At 62.2% G+C, this 15,398-nt stretch carries 20 protein-coding genes; 11 read left to right on the top strand and 9 right to left on the bottom strand.

Annotation, left to right across the window (positions count from 1 at the left end):
• Positions 1-110: 110 nt before the first annotated feature.
• Positions 111-1,109 (top strand): acetyltransferase domain-containing protein, encoded by a 999-nt coding sequence (locus tag DY201_RS13300; protein WP_115733771.1) that lies wholly within the window; start codon positions 111-113, stop codon positions 1,107-1,109.
• Entirely contained in the window at positions 1,106-1,582 is a 477-nt protein-coding gene (locus tag DY201_RS13295; protein WP_115731609.1) for a methyltransferase family protein, read from the top strand. Before DY201_RS13300 ends, DY201_RS13295 begins: the two co-directional genes overlap by 4 nt.
• On the opposite strand, the gene DY201_RS13290 is transcribed toward DY201_RS13295, so the two are convergent.
• The 4 genes from DY201_RS13290 to DY201_RS13275 all read right to left on the bottom strand — a co-directional run bounded on the left by DY201_RS13290 (position 1,579) and on the right by DY201_RS13275 (position 4,988).
• Entirely contained in the window at positions 1,579-2,373 is a 795-nt protein-coding gene (locus tag DY201_RS13290; RefSeq protein ID WP_115731608.1) for a CPBP family intramembrane glutamic endopeptidase, read from the bottom strand. The two genes, DY201_RS13295 and DY201_RS13290, sit on opposite strands and share 4 nt — an antisense overlap.
• 88 nt (positions 2,374-2,461) lie before the next feature.
• A complete protein-coding gene (locus tag DY201_RS13285; protein WP_055969316.1) occupies positions 2,462-2,848 on the bottom strand; it encodes a MerR family transcriptional regulator in 387 nt (128 codons plus the stop codon).
• A gap of 160 nt (positions 2,849-3,008) precedes the next feature.
• Positions 3,009-4,439, bottom strand: coding sequence for a magnesium transporter (mgtE, locus tag DY201_RS13280; RefSeq protein WP_115731607.1), 1,431 nt, complete (start codon positions 4,437-4,439; stop codon positions 3,009-3,011).
• Positions 4,440-4,565: 126 nt separating this feature from the next.
• Entirely contained in the window at positions 4,566-4,988 is a 423-nt protein-coding gene (locus DY201_RS13275) for a MerR family transcriptional regulator (RefSeq protein ID WP_115731606.1), read from the bottom strand.
• A 72-nt stretch (positions 4,989-5,060) separates the two neighbouring features.
• Here DY201_RS13275 and DY201_RS13270 point away from each other — a divergent pair, with 72 nt between their 5' ends.
• The 4 genes from DY201_RS13270 to DY201_RS13255 all read left to right on the top strand — a co-directional run bounded on the left by DY201_RS13270 (position 5,061) and on the right by DY201_RS13255 (position 9,788).
• Positions 5,061-7,340, top strand: coding sequence for a heavy metal translocating P-type ATPase (locus DY201_RS13270; RefSeq protein ID WP_115731605.1), 2,280 nt, complete (start codon positions 5,061-5,063; stop codon positions 7,338-7,340).
• A 98-nt stretch (positions 7,341-7,438) separates the two neighbouring features.
• Positions 7,439-8,347 (top strand): glycosyltransferase family 2 protein, encoded by a 909-nt coding sequence (locus DY201_RS13265; RefSeq protein WP_115731604.1) that lies wholly within the window; start codon positions 7,439-7,441, stop codon positions 8,345-8,347.
• Positions 8,344-9,096 carry a glycosyltransferase family protein gene (locus DY201_RS13260; protein WP_115731603.1) on the top strand — a complete coding sequence of 251 codons (753 nt, stop codon included), beginning with the start codon at positions 8,344-8,346 and terminating at the stop codon, positions 9,094-9,096. Before DY201_RS13265 ends, DY201_RS13260 begins: the two co-directional genes overlap by 4 nt.
• A gap of 308 nt (positions 9,097-9,404) precedes the next feature.
• The gene (locus DY201_RS13255; RefSeq protein ID WP_115731602.1) at positions 9,405-9,788 is read left to right on the top strand and encodes a thermonuclease family protein; all 384 of its coding nucleotides are present in this window, start codon (positions 9,405-9,407) and stop codon (positions 9,786-9,788) included.
• Here DY201_RS13255 and DY201_RS13250 read toward each other — a convergent pair whose 3' ends face one another.
• On the bottom strand, positions 9,789-10,070 hold the full coding sequence (locus DY201_RS13250; protein ID WP_245431989.1) for a hypothetical protein: 282 nt from the start codon (positions 10,068-10,070) through the stop codon (positions 9,789-9,791).
• Positions 10,071-10,154: 84 nt separating this feature from the next.
• Here DY201_RS13250 and DY201_RS13245 point away from each other — a divergent pair, with 84 nt between their 5' ends.
• The 4 genes from DY201_RS13245 to DY201_RS13235 all read left to right on the top strand — a co-directional run bounded on the left by DY201_RS13245 (position 10,155) and on the right by DY201_RS13235 (position 11,747).
• Positions 10,155-10,403, top strand: a complete 249-nt coding sequence (locus tag DY201_RS13245) for a hypothetical protein (protein ID WP_131922300.1) — start codon at positions 10,155-10,157, stop codon at positions 10,401-10,403.
• Positions 10,404-10,423: 20 nt separating this feature from the next.
• Positions 10,424-10,579 carry a hypothetical protein gene (locus DY201_RS29035; protein ID WP_165915883.1) on the top strand — a complete coding sequence of 52 codons (156 nt, stop codon included), beginning with the start codon at positions 10,424-10,426 and terminating at the stop codon, positions 10,577-10,579.
• Positions 10,579-11,463 carry a non-homologous end-joining DNA ligase gene (gene ligD, locus DY201_RS13240; protein ID WP_115731600.1) on the top strand — a complete coding sequence of 295 codons (885 nt, stop codon included), beginning with the start codon at positions 10,579-10,581 and terminating at the stop codon, positions 11,461-11,463. Before DY201_RS29035 ends, ligD begins: the two co-directional genes overlap by 1 nt.
• A 74-nt stretch (positions 11,464-11,537) precedes the next feature.
• On the top strand, positions 11,538-11,747 hold the full coding sequence (locus DY201_RS13235) for a hypothetical protein (protein WP_115731599.1): 210 nt from the start codon (positions 11,538-11,540) through the stop codon (positions 11,745-11,747).
• Between the two features lie 201 nt (positions 11,748-11,948).
• Here DY201_RS13235 and DY201_RS13230 read toward each other — a convergent pair whose 3' ends face one another.
• From DY201_RS13230 to DY201_RS13220, 3 genes are all read right to left on the bottom strand, one after another.
• Positions 11,949-12,323: a hypothetical protein gene (locus tag DY201_RS13230; protein ID WP_115731598.1), complete on the bottom strand. Its 375-nt coding sequence runs from the start codon at positions 12,321-12,323 to the stop codon at positions 11,949-11,951.
• Between the two features lie 102 nt (positions 12,324-12,425).
• Positions 12,426-12,704: a hypothetical protein gene (locus DY201_RS13225; protein ID WP_115731597.1), complete on the bottom strand. Its 279-nt coding sequence runs from the start codon at positions 12,702-12,704 to the stop codon at positions 12,426-12,428.
• On the bottom strand, positions 12,701-13,552 hold the full coding sequence (locus DY201_RS13220; RefSeq protein WP_115731596.1) for a glycoside hydrolase family 108 protein: 852 nt from the start codon (positions 13,550-13,552) through the stop codon (positions 12,701-12,703). The genes DY201_RS13225 and DY201_RS13220 overlap by 4 nt, the downstream gene beginning before the upstream one ends.
• A gap of 193 nt (positions 13,553-13,745) precedes the next feature.
• Between DY201_RS13220 and DY201_RS13215 the strand changes: the two genes are divergently transcribed.
• Positions 13,746-14,282 carry a hypothetical protein gene (locus tag DY201_RS13215; protein ID WP_115733769.1) on the top strand — a complete coding sequence of 179 codons (537 nt, stop codon included), beginning with the start codon at positions 13,746-13,748 and terminating at the stop codon, positions 14,280-14,282.
• On the opposite strand, the gene DY201_RS13210 is transcribed toward DY201_RS13215, so the two are convergent.
• Positions 14,266-15,387, bottom strand: a complete 1,122-nt coding sequence (locus tag DY201_RS13210) for an acyltransferase family protein (RefSeq protein ID WP_115731595.1) — start codon at positions 15,385-15,387, stop codon at positions 14,266-14,268. The genes DY201_RS13215 and DY201_RS13210 overlap by 17 nt on opposite strands.
• Between the last annotated feature and the right edge of the window lie 11 nt (positions 15,388-15,398).

Raw genomic sequence — 15,398 nt, 5'->3', positions numbered from 1 at the left:
CAATTGCTTAACCCTGTGCACGACAGACAGTTCTGCTCTCTTCCGCCCCGCTTCAACCATGATAGTGCTGCATGGGCGCTGCAACACCCGAAAACGCAGAAGCGAACAACATGACGATGCAACCGAACCCCGACCAGATCAAAGCAACTTCTCGGCGCGTATCGGTCATCGACATCGCACGCGGTGCAGCCCTGATCGCCATGGCGATCTACCACTTCGCCTGGGACCTCGAATTCTTCGGTTACGCCGATCCGGGCATGACCGCTTATGGCAACTGGAAGCTGTTCGCGCGCTGCATCGCCTCGAGCTTCCTGTTCCTCGTCGGTGTCAGCCTGGTGCTGGCACATGCCAAGGGCATCCGCTGGCCCGGCTATTTCAGGCGGCTCGCCATGGTGGCAGCGGCGGCACTGGCGATCACCGTCGCCACCTGGTTCGCCACGCCCGACACCTTCATCTTCTTCGGCATCCTGCATCATATCGCGCTCGCCAGCGTGCTTGGCCTCGCCTTCCTGCGCGTCCCGCCGGTACTGACGCTGATCGTCGCCGCTTTGGTGGTCGTCGCACCCCACTATCTGCGCTCGGAGGCGTTCAATCACCCGGCTCTGGTCTGGATCGGCCTTTCAATGGCCAACCCCCGCTCCAACGATTTCGTCCCGCTGTTTCCCTTCTTCGGCGCGGTGCTGGCCGGCATCGGTGTCGCCGGACTTGCGCTCAGGGCAGGCCTGATCGAAAAGATGGCGCGGCTTCAGCCCGGCGCCTGGTCGCGGCCCCTCTCCTTCTTCGGTCGCCACAGCCTTGCCTTCTACCTCATCCACCAGCCGGTGATGATCTCGCTGGTCTGGCTCTTCGCCCAGGTCTTCCCGGCCCCTGTCGAAACCCGCGAGGTCACTTTCCTGAAATCCTGCCAGCTTTCCTGCGAGCAGAGCCGCGACACCGATTTCTGCTCGCGCTACTGTGTCTGCATGCTCGACGAGTTGCAGAAGGATGATTCGTTCGATCGGCTCTATGCCTCCGACCAGAGCCCGGAGTTGAAAGCCCATGTCGGGCAGACCGCCGCCATGTGCACGACAAGCACCGAAAATCAGACCATACCAGGAGGAGCGCAGTGACCAATCCAAACGCCGCCCCCAGCAAGGTGCCATGGCCGCCGATCCTCTACCTCGCAGCGATCGTGGTGGCGGCGGTTCTCGGACTGCTCTATCCCTTGCCGTGGATCACCGAACCGCTGTCGGACCTGCTTTTTGCCGCCGGCTGGCTGGCAATCGCCGGCGTCGTTGCGATCTATTATTCGGCCATGCAGACGCTGAAGCGGGCCAAGACCACCATCCGCCCCGACAGGCCGTCCGAGCATCTGGTCACGTCGGGCGCCTTCTCCTTCACCCGCAACCCGATCTATTTCGCCAACACGCTGCTGATGATCGCCATCGGGCTGATCACCGCAAATGTCTGGTTCCTGGCGCTGGCCCTCATTGCCGCCTTTGCCACGCAAAAGCTCGCCATCGTACCGGAGGAAAAGCACCTGCAGGCACGTTTCGGCAAGAAATACATCGACTATGCGAAGAAGGTCCGGCGCTGGATCTAACCGGCGACGGTGGTCGCTTGCCTTCGGCGGAAACTGCTCGTCCCATAGACCGCGACGATCGCCAGCGCGAACACCAGCCATAAGATCAAGCCGATCCATTGATGCTGGGCCGCATCGCCGCCTTCAAACACGCGACCGAGATAGCGGACGCTGTTCTGATGCGATGCATGCATCAGGATCGCCGGCAGCACGCTTCCGGCCGAGTTCTGGTACAGCCATGTGAACACCACCGCTGCCGCCATGACATTGAGCGCACTTGAAATGCTGTAGTCGTTCAGCAGCACCAGCGGCAGGTGCCAGGCCGCCCAGATCAGCCCGAGCACCAGACTGGCATTCAGCGCTCCGCGCTCGCCGAGAAGCAAGGGCAGTGCAAAGCCCCGCCATCCCGGCTCCTCGCCAAGCGGACCGCTGAACACCAGAAGCAGCGCGACCATGACGGCGATTTCAGTTACAGCCGGCACATTCGCCCAGTTTGGCGGGGCGGAGCCGAACATCGGGTTGAGCCAGATCGCCAGCAGTTGCACCGCCACGGGCATGCCGATCGCCACCAGGTACCACACCGGAGGCACCCGCCACTGCACCACCGAGGCAAGCAGGGCACGTAGCCTTGGCCAGCCGCCCAGGAAAGCTGAACTGACGATGGCAGCGACAAACGGGCCGAAGGTGAACCAGGCAATGTCTTCGCCGCCGGCCTGATAGAACGGAATGAAGGCTATCCAGGTGATCGCGAATGCCAGCAGCACGAAGCTCACGACCGACCAGTCGCAAACCATCCTGCCGAGCATCGACATCGCAGTCACTCCCGAGGGGTAGCCGACCATACCACAATGCCGGTGGCGAGTCCGGGCTGCCGCCCGTAGAGCGTGACCCGATCGGACGTCAGGTGTTGACGCCGAGTTCGACCAGCCGCTCGACACAGGATTCCTCGGCCTGGTCGAGCTCGGCCAGCGTCTCCTCGAGGTCGCGGCGCTTCTGGCGCAGGTCCTCGCGCTTCTCCTCGATGCGCTTGATCATCAGCTTGAGTTGACCGACTTCGCCGGGCGGCTCGCGGTACATCTGGATGATCTCGCGGATCTCGTTGATCGAGAAGCCGAGCCTTTTGCCGCGCATGATCTGGCGAATGAGATGCCGGTCGGATGGTCGGAACAGACGGGTGCGGCCACGGCGGACGGGCTGGACGAGCCCCTCGTCCTCGTAGAAGCGCAGTGTGCGCGTCGAAATGTCGAATTCCCGGGTCAGTTCGGTAATCGAGTAATATTCCCGCATCGTCTCTCCACCCGGCGGACGCCATCGCCCCGCCTCAAATTCATGCCGGGCACTAGCCGAGGCGATCGTGCCGCGCGACTGATCCGCGCAAGCCGAGGAACCGTCACCGATCCCTTGCGGAGTCTGGCACGCGATTTACGTAAAAGTCAATCGAGCACAACTATCCCGGAGCGGCTCCGAGATGCAGCCACCAGGTGGCGAGACTGAGGAAGGCCAGGAAACCGATGACATCGGTGATCATCGTTGTGAAGATCGATGACGAGATCGCCGGATCGGCGCCGAATTTGTCGAGCAGCAACGGAATGAGGATCCCGCCGAGTGCCGCCGCCAGCATGTTGAGGATCATCGCCGCGGCAATGACAAAGCCGAGGTCCGGATTGTGGAACCACAGGCCGGCAACGAGGCCGAGGATGGTCGCGATGACCGCGCCGTTGAGCAGACCGACCATCACCTCGCGGCGAATGACGCGGCCGGCATTGTAGATGTCGAGGTCGCGGGTCGCGAGTGCGCGCACCGTCACCGTCATCGTCTGCGTGCCGGCATTGCCGCCGAGCGAGGCGACGATCGGCATCAGCGCCGCCAGTGCCACCATTTCCTCGATCGTCGCGCCGAACTGGCTGATGACGGATGCCGAGATGAAGGCGGTGCCGAGATTGACCAGCAGCCAGGGCACGCGTGAACGCGACGTCGCAGCCACCGTGTCGGACAGCTCTTCGTCGCCGACACCGCCCATGCGCAGCAGATCTTCCTCGGCCTCCTGCTGGATGACGTCGACGACGTCGTCGATGGTCAGCACGCCGACAAGACGCTCGTTCTCGTCGACGACGGCAGCGGAAAGCAGATCGTATTGCTCGAATTCGCGCGCCGCCTCTTCCTGGTCCATCGTCGCCGGAATGGCATGCCGCGTCTCGTGCATCACCTCTTCGATCTTGACGGCGCGCTTGGTGCGCAGGATCTGGTCGAGGTCGACAGCGCCCAGCAGCTTGAAGGTCGGGTCGATGACGAAGACCTGGCTGAAGCGGTCCGGCAGGTCCTTGTCGTCGCGCAGATAGTCGATCGTCTGGCCTATGCTCCAGAAAGGCGGCACGGCGACGAACTCGGTCTGCATGCGCCGGCCGGCCGATTCCTCGGGATAGTCGAGCGAACGGCGCAGCCGGATGCGTTCGGTGAACGGCAGCTGCGCCAGGATCTCGTCCTGGTCCTCGGTGTCGAGATCCTCGAGAATGTAGACAGCGTCGTCGGAATCGAGTTCCTGGACGGCCTGGGCAATCTGCTCATTGGGCAGGTTGTCGACGATGTCGAGGCGGATCGCCTCGTCGACCTCGGTCAGCGCCGAAAAGTCGAAGTCCGAGCCCATCAGCTCGACAAGCGCCAGCCGCTGTTCCGGCAGCAGCGCCTCCAGCAGGTCGCCAAGTTCGGATTGGTGCAGGACGGAGACGTCGCGCTTCAGCGTCAGCGTATCGCGGTCGGCGATCGCCGCCCCGATATGGGCCAGGAACGGCGCGAGAATCACCCCGTCATCGCCATAGATTTCGGCGCGGACAGCGTCAGCGGCGTCGGCGCCGTGGCTATGGTCGTGTCGGGCTTCCATCGGCGCTTCCCGCTTGCGGATTTCGGGATTCGAGGTGGGTTATCCCTAGCCCGCAAAGGGCCGGAATATCAAATGAAATACGGCCCGAACGCAGCACTTCGAACAGGCGGCGCGCGCCTGTCTCAATCAGGTCACATGATCGGCGGCGCAGTGGCCGTGATCGGCCAGAACCTCGATGATACGGCAGTCGCAGATGCGGCCATGGCCGCACTCGTCGATCATGCGTGCGAGCTCGCCGCGCAGCCGCTTGAGCTTCTCGATGCGACGGTCGACCTCGAGCAGATGCGACTGGGCGATACTGTCGGCCTGATGGCAGGAGGCCTGCGGCTCCTGCGACATGGCGAGCAGTTCGCGGATGTGATCGACTTCGAAGCCGAGTTCGCGGGCGTGGCGGATGAAGTTCAGCAGGTCGATCTCGGTCTTGCCATAGCGGCGCTGGTTGCCCTCGGTGCGCGGCGGCGCGGCGATCAGCCCTATCTGTTCGTAGAAGCGGATCGTCGGCACTTTGACACCGGTTCGCCGCGCCAATTCGCCAATCGGCAGATTCATCGAAAAATCCTCTTGATCCTCTAGTGGCTAGAGATTCTAGCATCGTTTCATATAGGATTGAAAGGATCTGAAATGAACGACGCCAGCCACGGCAAGACACGCTTCCGCGTCGGCGGCATGGATTGCGCCTCTTGCGCAACCAAGATCGAAAACGCGGTCAGCCGCCTGCCCGGCATCACCGAGGTCGGCATTTCGGTGTCGGCCGGTACCATGATCGTCACCCATCAGGGCGCCGTCCCCTCCGCCGCCATCTCGAAACAGGTTAAGGCGCTTGGCTATTCGGTTGCCGAAGTGGGCGCAGCCAGGACCGCGGCACCAACGGCTCATGTCCACGAGCACGGCCCGAACTGCAGCCACGATCACGCCGGCCATCACCATGCAAGTCACGACCATGCCGGCCACGATCATGGCGACCATTCCGGACACGACCATGGTGCAGCGACGGCGAGTGTCGCTGGCGCCGGCCACGATCATTTCGACCTCGACGACGGCCCGTGGTGGAAATCGCGCAAGGCCAAGCTCACCATCGCCTGCGGCGCAGCGCTTGTCGCCGCCTACGCAATCGGCCAGCTCTTGCCGCAGATAGGGCATTGGGCCTTCCTGGCAGCACTTGCGGTCGGCCTGGTGCCTGTCGCCCGCCGCGCTTATGCCGGTGCCATATCGGGCACGCCATTCTCCATCGAGACCTTGATGACCATTGCCGCCGTCGGCGCGGTGTTCATCGGCGCGACCGAAGAAGCGACGATGGTCGTGCTGCTGTTTCTCATCGGCGAACTGCTCGAAGGCGTCGCCGCCCGCCGTGCGCGCGCCAGCATTCGCGGCCTTGCCGACCTCGTCCCCAAGACAGCACTGGTCGAGGAAAGCGGTGCGACCCGCGAAATTGCAGCCGATGCGCTACAAGTCGGCGCGATCATGCTAGTCCGTCCCGGCGACCGCGTCGCCGCCGACGGTGTCATCATCGACGGCTCCAGCACGCTCGACGAAGCCCCTGTAACCGGGGAGAGCGTGCCCAAGTCGAAGACTACAGGCGACGATGTCTTTGCCGGCACCATCAATACCGACGCGGTGCTCAGGGTACGTGTCACCGCAGCCGCCGCCGACAACACCATTGCTCGCGTCATCAAGTTGGTCGAGGAGGCTCAGGAGAGCAAGGCGCCGACCGAACGCTTCATCGACCGCTTCTCGCGCTACTACACCCCGGCCGTCCTTGTCGTCGGCGCGCTCGTCGCCATCCTGCCGCCGCTCGTTGCGGGCGGTTCGTGGGAAGAATGGATCTACAAGGGCCTCGCCATCCTGTTGATCGGCTGCCCCTGCGCGCTGGTCATCTCGACGCCCGCAGCGATTGCCGCAGGCCTGTCCGCCGGCGCCCGCCGTGGCCTGTTGCTCAAAGGCGGTGCCGTGTTTGAAGGCATGCGCCGCGTCACCATGGTCGCGCTCGACAAGACCGGCACGCTGACCGAGGGCAAGCCCAAGGTCACCGACATCATCGGCGTCGGCCATTCCGAAACCAAAGTCCTGTCGCTGGCCGCGGCCTTGGAGACTGGCTCCAGCCATCCGCTGGCGCTGGCCATCCTCGGTCGCGCCAAGGTCGACGGCGTGCCGATACCACCGGCCAACGCCGCCAAGGCCATCGCAGGCAAGGGCGTGACAGCCAATGTCGGCGGCGAGGAGGTTTTCCTCGCCTCGCCTGGTGCTGCCGAAGAAATGGCCGGGCTGTCAGCCGAACAAAACGCGCGGATCGCCGCCTTCAATGCCGATGGCAAGACGGTATCGGTGCTGCTGGTCGACGGCAAGGTCGCGGGCATCCTTGCCATGCGCGACGAACCGCGCGCCGATGCGATCGCCGCCCTCGCCCGGCTCAAGGACGATGGCATCGCCACCGTCATGCTGACCGGCGACAACGAGACGACGGCAAAGGCCATCGGCAAGGGTCTCGGCATCAACGTCCGCGCCGGCCTGATGCCAGACGACAAGCAGCGCATCGTGCGCGAATTGCAGAAGCAGGGTCAGATCGTCGCCAAGGTCGGTGACGGCATCAACGACGCCCCTGCCCTGGCTGCGGCCGACTTCGGCGTCGCCATGGGCGGCGGCACCGACGTCGCGCTCGAAACGGCCGACGCCGCGATCCTGCATGGCCGCGTCAGCGACATCCCCGACATGATCGCGCTGTCCAAGTCGGTTATGGGCAACATCGCCCAGAACATCACCATCGCGCTCGGCCTCAAGGCGGTATTCCTGGTGACCACGATCATGGGCATCACCGGCCTGTGGCCGGCGATCCTCGCCGACACCGGTGCCACCGTGCTCGTCACCGCCAACGCCATGCGCCTGCTCGCATGGCGCGGCAGGTAAGGCAGTCGGCATTACTTGAGCGCGACGGAATGTGTGTTATCGTCCCTGAATTGCGAAGGGACGATCGCAGTGTATCGTGGATAACATGCGCGCACTGAATGTCGTCACAGCCAGAATCTGCCCCAGAACTTGCCACCATCGTCATCGGCTACCGGGCACCGGCGGAAATCGTCGGTGCCGTCCGCTCGTTGAGCGGGCAATCGGTGGCGACCGAAATCCTCGTCGTCAATTCCGGCGGAGGTGATGTCGGCGCCCTGCTGCGCCGCAACGGTCTCGACGTCCCCTTCGTCGAGTTCGAAGAGCGCCTCTATGTCGGCGCCGCCAGGAACCGCGGCATCGAACGAACCAGGGCGCCCTACGTCGCCTTCCTCGCCGATGATTGCCGCGCCGCACCCGGCTGGGTCGAGCGCCGCCTTGCACGCCATAAGGCCGGGGCGCCTGTCGTCGCCAGTGCTGTGATCAACAGCAAGCCGCAAAATCTGGTCGCTTGCGCCGCCCATCTCAGTCTGTTCATGCGCCGCCTGCCCGGATTGCCGGAGGAGCAGGCGATTCGCTATGGCGCCTCCTTCGAGCGCGGCCTGTTCAGGGGCCACGGCCTCTACGACGAGACGATGGCGACCGGCGAGGACAGCGAATTCCTGCAGCGCCTGCCCGCCGAGCTCAAGCCGGCCTGGGACGGCGACATTAGAACGGTCCACCTCAACGAAACGAGGATCTTGCGCTTGCTCGTCGACCAGTATCAGCGCGGCACCAATTACGGCCGCGAAATGCACCGGCTTTCCGGCAAGCCGTTGCGCAAGATCGCCCGCGACGTGCTGCGCCAGCACCGCCCTGCTCGCCAGTTGGCCATGGCGGGGCTTTCAGGCGACGAACTGATCCAGACACTGCGGGCCATGCCCATCCTGCGGCTCAGCCTGTTTGCCAAGGCTGCCGGCGTGCTGATGGCTGCCGACAACAGGGACAGATCGGTCGTCGCGCCGCTCAGCCGACACGAGACGCGCCGATGATCACCGTCAAGATCAACAAACGGCAGCCACGGGGCTGGCGCGGTCTTTTCAGCCGCCCGCAGACGGTACTTGCCGTTTTCAGCTACCGCTACGATGCGCATCTGGTGCCCGACCTGCTCGCCAACATCGATCCGATCGTCGATGGCTGGGTTGCATTGGACGATCGCGCCTCCACGGGGATCGTCAGCAGCGAGTTCGAGCGCCAGCGAACCCTCATTGGCGCCGCACGCACGGCCGGCGCGGACTGGATTCTGGCGATGGATCCGGACGAGCGCTTCGAGAGCGGTGCTGCTACCGCCATCCGCAAGCTGTTGCGCCCGCGCAAGCCGACAGCCTGGGGCTTCAACCTGCGCGAACTCTACGAGGCAGACGCCTACCGCGTCGATGGCATCTGGGGCCAGAAGGTCCGCTACCGGCTCTTCCCGGCCTTTGACGCTGCCGAATTGCCCGATCGTGGCATGCATGCATGCTGGTATCCGCGCGACGGCCGCTATCTCGAGCGCCGTTGCGACCTGAACCTCTATCACCTCAAGATGATTGCCCCGGTCAGGCGTGCGGCGCGCCGCGATCTTTCCAATCACCTCGATCCGCAGCTTCGCGACCAGCCGATCGGCTACGACTATCTTGCCGACGAAACAGGCGCCCGCTTCGAAACGATTCCGCCGGGCCGCGCCTACGCGCCGCCACATCATGATGACGGCGGCTTGTGGATGGCCGATCTGACGGCAGCAGTTCAGACAGAGCCTTAAAAAAGGCCGCCAACACCCTGCATATATTTGATGATTGAGGAGCTTCCGGCTTTTTAGCCTGCCGGCGCGTCTGGCCGGAGAAGCGGATATTTCCGCTTGGGAGTGACTGGTGCGGTCGAGAATTGTGCCACTTTCTTTATTTTTCAACGTCTTACCCAAAAGTGCGGGCGGAAACCGGCCCTTGATTTCATTTGCGAATTCGCGACACTCCCCGCACCGAGAAACCTCGCAGGCGGCTATTTCGAGGCTCGGATTTGGGGGAGCACTCATTTGAAATCGGCATTTGAGATTATCCAGCGCACGCCTAAATGATTGGGCTCCTCGCCGCCACCATCCTCTCCTGTTCCACCCTCACCGCAGTCGACGGCGACACCATCCGTTGCAACGGCCAGAACATGCGCCTGATCGGCGACGGCGTTCCGTTCAAGACAGGGATCGACACGCCCGAGATCGGCCGCGCCAAATGCGAGCGCGAGCGGATGCTTGGGAGAGAGGCGAAGAAGCGCCTGGCCGAGCTTATCCAAGATCCCGGCTTGAGGATCGAGGACACCGGTCAGCGGGATAGGACCTCCCCCCGCCGGCCACTGGTGCGCATCAGGCTATCGGATGGGCGGCTGGCTGAGAATGTGTTGCTGGCAGAGGGCCATGCGATGATCTGGAGGCCGAAGGTCAAGCGACCCTGGTGCGGGTGATCAGTGGCCGTTCGAATTCCGGGCATAGGGATTAACGTCCGTCGTTGGCGGGGAATAGATCAGCCCGACTGCCTTCCCTCCGCACTTTTCGCAGCGAAGTTTTGGCGTCAGATCATCGGCCATGGCCGGCGCATCCGGGCCGAGCTTGTCGCGTATGGCGAGCAGGTCGAGCACCTTGTGGTGATTGCAGCGCGAGTTGTGACAGTACGCCGTCACTGTCATGCGCTTATCGATCAATCTTTGAACAGTCCACTCGGCCATGGGCGAACGAAATATGAACATCGGCGCGTTCTGTCAATTGACCGGACCAGCCGGCAGGAATAAATCCCTCCGCGTGCGGCGACCTCACACACTCTGGAGGCCGCTATGGAAATGGAATGCTCGGCCCTCGTCGGGAAGGCCTATTACGAGATCAAGCTCGACGACATTGCCGAATGGTGGGTCTTGGGCGGACGATGCGCCTGCTGCAGTCACAAGGGGCCGTTCGACCGAGCCAGGCTAGAACGGCGCGCACAGATCCGTTTTCTGCGCTTTGCGAGCGATTTTCTTCGCTGCACTCAGTGCGGCAACAAACACCACAACCGGATCTACATTGCTGGTAAGATGCCGCGGTGATGATGGACGGCGGGGTTGCGATGTCCACGATCGATGAAATCATGAAGCTTCTCGCCGAGGCCAAGCGCCAGGCCGATGCTATCGACGAGCGAAATCTGTCCTACCAGATCGTGACTGCGCTGCTGGTCGCCCAAGAGGTCTCGCTGGGCCAGACCAGCAAGAGGCCTCGCCGCTGATGGCGGCCGGCGTCTTCATCCCGCCCTGCATTCCGACGCTGGTCGACAAGCCACCTGAGGGCGACGCCTGGACGCATGAGATCAAATATGACGGCTACCGCACGCAGATCCATCTGAGCGGCGGGAAGGCTCGCGCCTTTACCCGCAATGGCCACGACTGGTCGCCGAAGTACCAGACAGTGCTTTCGGACGCGCGCGACCTGGTCAGGCGCGATGCCATTCTGGACGGCGAGATGGTGGTGCAGGATCAAACCGGCCGCTCTGATTTCAAGAAGCTTGCCAGCGCCATCAGATGGGAAAACGCCAGCCTGGTCTTCTACGCCTTCGACCTGCTCGGACTCGACGGCAACGACATTCGCAAGCAGCGCTGCGACGATCGCCGGCAGCGGCTGCGCGACCTGCTCGGCGACCGCCGGCAGTCATCGCGCCTTCAGTTCAGCGACCATTTCGAAGGATCCGGAGCGAAGTTTTTTGCCGAGGTCGAGCTCCTGGACCTTGAAGGCGTCGTCTCGAAGCGCCGCGCCAGCATCTATCGCAGCGGCGACAGCACGGATTGGAAGAAGACGAAGGTCTACACGACGGGCGAATTCGTCGTCATCGGCTATGAGCGAAAGCGCGGCGCCGCCCCCTCCCTGCTGCTGGCCGAGGAGACCGACACTACGCTTCACTATGTCGGCCGCGCCATTCCGGCTATCGCACAGGCCAGGCGCGACGAGCTGTGGCAGGCGCTGGAATATCTGCACACAAGCCACTTCGCGACGCCCATCGGCGCCGGTAACAAGGCTGCGGTGCCGGTTCAACCGGTGTTGAAGGTCATGGCGAAGCATCTACGCGGCGAAGAAAAGCTTCGGCATGCAACAGTGGTGGAAATCCTCACCCCTTGAAATTCATCCGCTCGCGGATAGGCTGCCTCTGCGAATGCGGGCGTACAGCAGCCCTCGCAAATGAGGGAAAGTGAATGCTACAAAAAGTTCTCACCGATTACGGTGTATTCACGCCAGGTGAGTTGGATCTAATCGCCCGGGTGTATGAGGCTACCTTGCCTTCAGGTGCCACCGACGAAGAGCGCGAGAGCCATGCCTCAAAACTCCTGCGCCTTTTCACCACCTCCGGTTTGAAAACAGAAGACGAGTTGACCGCCGCCCTGCGCGAAAGCTTGCAGCCATAAGAAAAAGCCCCACCACCTTTCGGCAGCGGGGCTAGGGATGGGAGTGTGTGAACGCTGTCAGGCTACCACGATTCTTCTGCCGTTACGGCAGTTTGAAGCCGCCGCCCATCATGAAGGCGACGATTGCCAGGATGATCCCGCTGATGACCAGCTTGCGATCCAGTTCGCTCTGGAGCTGCCAAGCTTCTAGCGCGGTCAGCCTTATGCGCTTCGCCGGTCCCTGCCCGGGTTGTCTTGTCGGTCGATGATCTTGTCGAGCCGATCGCCCAGCCGGTCGATCGCCACCACGATCCGCTCTTCGACTTCCTTGATGGCGGCATTGGTGGCGTAGTTCTTCGCCACCTCGAGCTTGAAATCGGCAAGCTCCTGCGCCCCCTTTGCCCGAATGGTTTCCACCCTTTCGGCAAGGTGCTTATGCGCTTCATGCGCCGTCGCCAGCGACACGGCGTTTTCGGAAAGCTTAGCATCGTGGCCTGCGATCCGGTGCAAGGCGGTGACCCACGCGGCAATGCCTGCCCCAAACCCCACGATCAGTGTAACCATCGTGCCAATGTTGATCGTGAAATCGAAGGTCATTCCCAGCACCCCTGCCGCTGGCCATTTCGGTCGTTGCCCGCAACCCGTTCAAAGGCGCCCCGATCTGCCTTGATCAGGGCCACCGTGCCGGCCGGCGACAGATTATTCTTGCTGAAGCCCGCGCAGCTGGTCGCAGGCGTCGACTGGCATCCCGTTGCCGCGAAGCCCAAGCACACACAGATCAAAATCAGAAAGCCCCTGAAGCTTGGCATCGTCGCCCTTCCTTTCCAGTTCCGCCTTGAGTGATGCCGCGGCTATTTCCGCGACATGCTTGTCATATCCGGCACTGGCGCCGCGCCAGCTCCCCACCTGGTAGGCGATCGCGCCGGCGACGAGCGCGCCGGCCGCAGCCGACAGCCAATTGATGCCGGGGATGATCATGACGTCACCAGGTCGAGCGCGTCGTTGATCTCGGCTTCGCGCCGCTTGGCATACCAGCGATAGGCAAGGCCACCGATGGTCAGGACCGCGCCGGTAACGGCAAGGATGACGACAACGTTCGTGATCCAGTCGCCAGCCGCCGAGAACGGCGTGAGCTGTTCCTGCAGGCCCTGGACCGCGCCGGCGATGCCGCCAGCGCCGACGCCGCCGCCGGTTGCCGCGTCACTGAGGCCTTTGCCGGGCGCTTTCCGCGCGTCCTCGATCGTACCCTTTGCCTGCCCGCCCTCGACGAAGCCGAACGTTTGCGCGTCCGACCCGTTCGCCCATGCCTTGCCGACGGATCGGACACCATCGATCCTTGCCTTCCAGCCTCTGCCGAATGTGCGCCAGGTCCGCAGCGCCTTGAGGAATGCCAGCCGGCGGTCGCAGATGCGATCGACAAGGGCGTCATGGTTGTTGGTGGCATTGAGAGCGGCGAGTGTTGCAAGGCCCATCACCCCGTCGACCTGGCCCGTATAGGCCGGCTGAAGCGCACGCTGCAGCCACTTGATGGATTGCTGCGGACCCGAGTTCACGGCCCCGTCGAACACCACGTAGTCGACGCCGGCCGGCAGTTGATCCGCCTTGACCGCGTCCCAATACTGCCGGTCGTAAATGTCATCCCGCTCCACCGGGGTCATCTGCTTGACGGACCGAATGGGCAACTTCTTGCCCTTTCGATACGCATCATAGGTCCGCTGGATGACCCCCTGATTTGTGGCGCCGCCGGGGTCCTTCGGGTGGTTTACATAACCACCCTCGTGCACAAGCACCTTGGCCAGTGCCTGCTTCTGGTTCTTTGCGACCATGGCTAGTGTCCTTTCGGCCTGTCTGGGCAGATTTGAGTTGGCAAGAATGTGGTTGAGGGAGGCGAACGACTTCAGCCGACGAGATGCGTCAGTTGATATCGACGTGAGTTTGAGGTCCTTTGCGGGACGAGGTCGGCCAGCGGTTGAAACAAAGCGACCTCGCAGCTAGGGAGTGCTGAGGGAGATCGAACGCATGAATATTTTTGTGCTTTGCACTGGGCGCTGCGGCTCAACTACCTTTGCACGCGCCTGTGCCCATATCGACAATTTCACGTCTGGCCATGAAACCAGGTCGCGGTTAGTCGGCGAAGAACGGCTTGCGTACCCGACTCGGCATATCGAGGCCGACAATCGGCTGTCATGGCTACTGGGGCGGCTTGATGCGCAGTTAGGCGACAGTGCGCACTACGTGCATCTGACCCGCGATCCCGAGGCGGTTGCGCAGAGCTTTGTATCGAGAAGTGCACACGGCATCATGAAAGGCTACCGCAATGCGATCCTGATGGAAGCGGGCAATGCCGACGAACTCTCGGTTGCTCGCGACATGATCGACACGGTCACCAGCAACATTCAAGCGTTCCTTCGGGACAAGACCAATTCAATGCACGTTCGCTTAGAGACCGGTGGCGAGGATTTCGCCCGCTTCTGGGAATGGATCGGAGCAAGGGGCAATTGGGAAGCCGCTGCGGCGGAATGGTCCATTCGCCACAATGCTACTGCGCAGGGCTAGCATCGGTCACTTCGCGTACCAGGTCTGCCTTGCGCCTCCGACTGGCTAGAGCCATGAACGGCGCCTCCAACCAACGGAAGCTCAATCCAGCCAGCAGAATTGTGACGATCAGGACCACGAAAATGATGACAGGTGACGCCTGCCATGCATTCCACCCTGCGGCGCTAAGCGCCTGTTGCAGAGGCTCGCCGACGATACGAATAATGAATGGATGGATGAGGTAGACCCCGTAACTAACCTTGCCCAAATAGATCGTTGCTCGGTTTACGAGGAAGGGAACGGGGTACAGCGCAAAACCGAGCACCAACGGAAGCAGGGCAAAACCAACGATTGAGCTGCCAACTGCCCAGCCATTATATCGGTACTCGAAGATGCCGAAAGCGCCGCCCAAATACAGGCCAACTATAGTGGCCCCAAGTATTGCGACCGCCAGCCCTGTTTGAAGCTCAACCGAGGCTCCCGCTATTCGACGGTAAGCGGTGTAGAGCAGCATCCCACCGATGAAGAACGCGAATTGCACCGGCAGCGCCATCCAGAAAAAAGTTGGCGACCAATCCATCACAAACAGCCAATAGCTGGAGATGAACGACACAGCCGTCGCCAAGACCATCGCGACGAACGCCCTCTTCAAACTGCTCACAAAGACCAGCACTACTGGGAACAAGATGTAGAACAGCATCTCGATGCCCAGCGACCACCCCGCCGGAACAAGACTTTCATGCTTGCCTGGGACAAAAGGAAACAGGAAGGTGAGATTGAGAAAGACGTCGGGAACCGTGGGTTCTCCCCAACCGACGTAAGCACGCCGAGCTACAGACAGCACCATCATTAGGTAAAAGAGAGGCGCAATACGAAGAAAGCGCCTGGTGTAGAACCGCCGGATGGCAGCCGCTCCTTCGAGACGGCCATCGTACCCTACGCAAAGAGAAAAGGCACTGATTGCGAAGAACAGGGGCACGGCGATGTACAAGTACTTCGTGAACGCCGGGAGATCGTCCCATGCATGCAGACTCAACAGGGCGATACAGTGATAAACTGCGACGGCAACCGCAGCGAAGCCACGCAAGACGTCTAACCCGAAGATTCTGTTACTTGATCCGATCATTGGTCACTATT

The organism is Aminobacter aminovorans, from assembly GCF_900445235.1.
Lineage (GTDB): Bacteria > Pseudomonadota > Alphaproteobacteria > Rhizobiales > Rhizobiaceae > Aminobacter > Aminobacter aminovorans.
The sequence above is the reverse complement of the archived record's forward strand: the minus strand, read 5'-3'. Positions and strand labels throughout refer to the sequence as shown.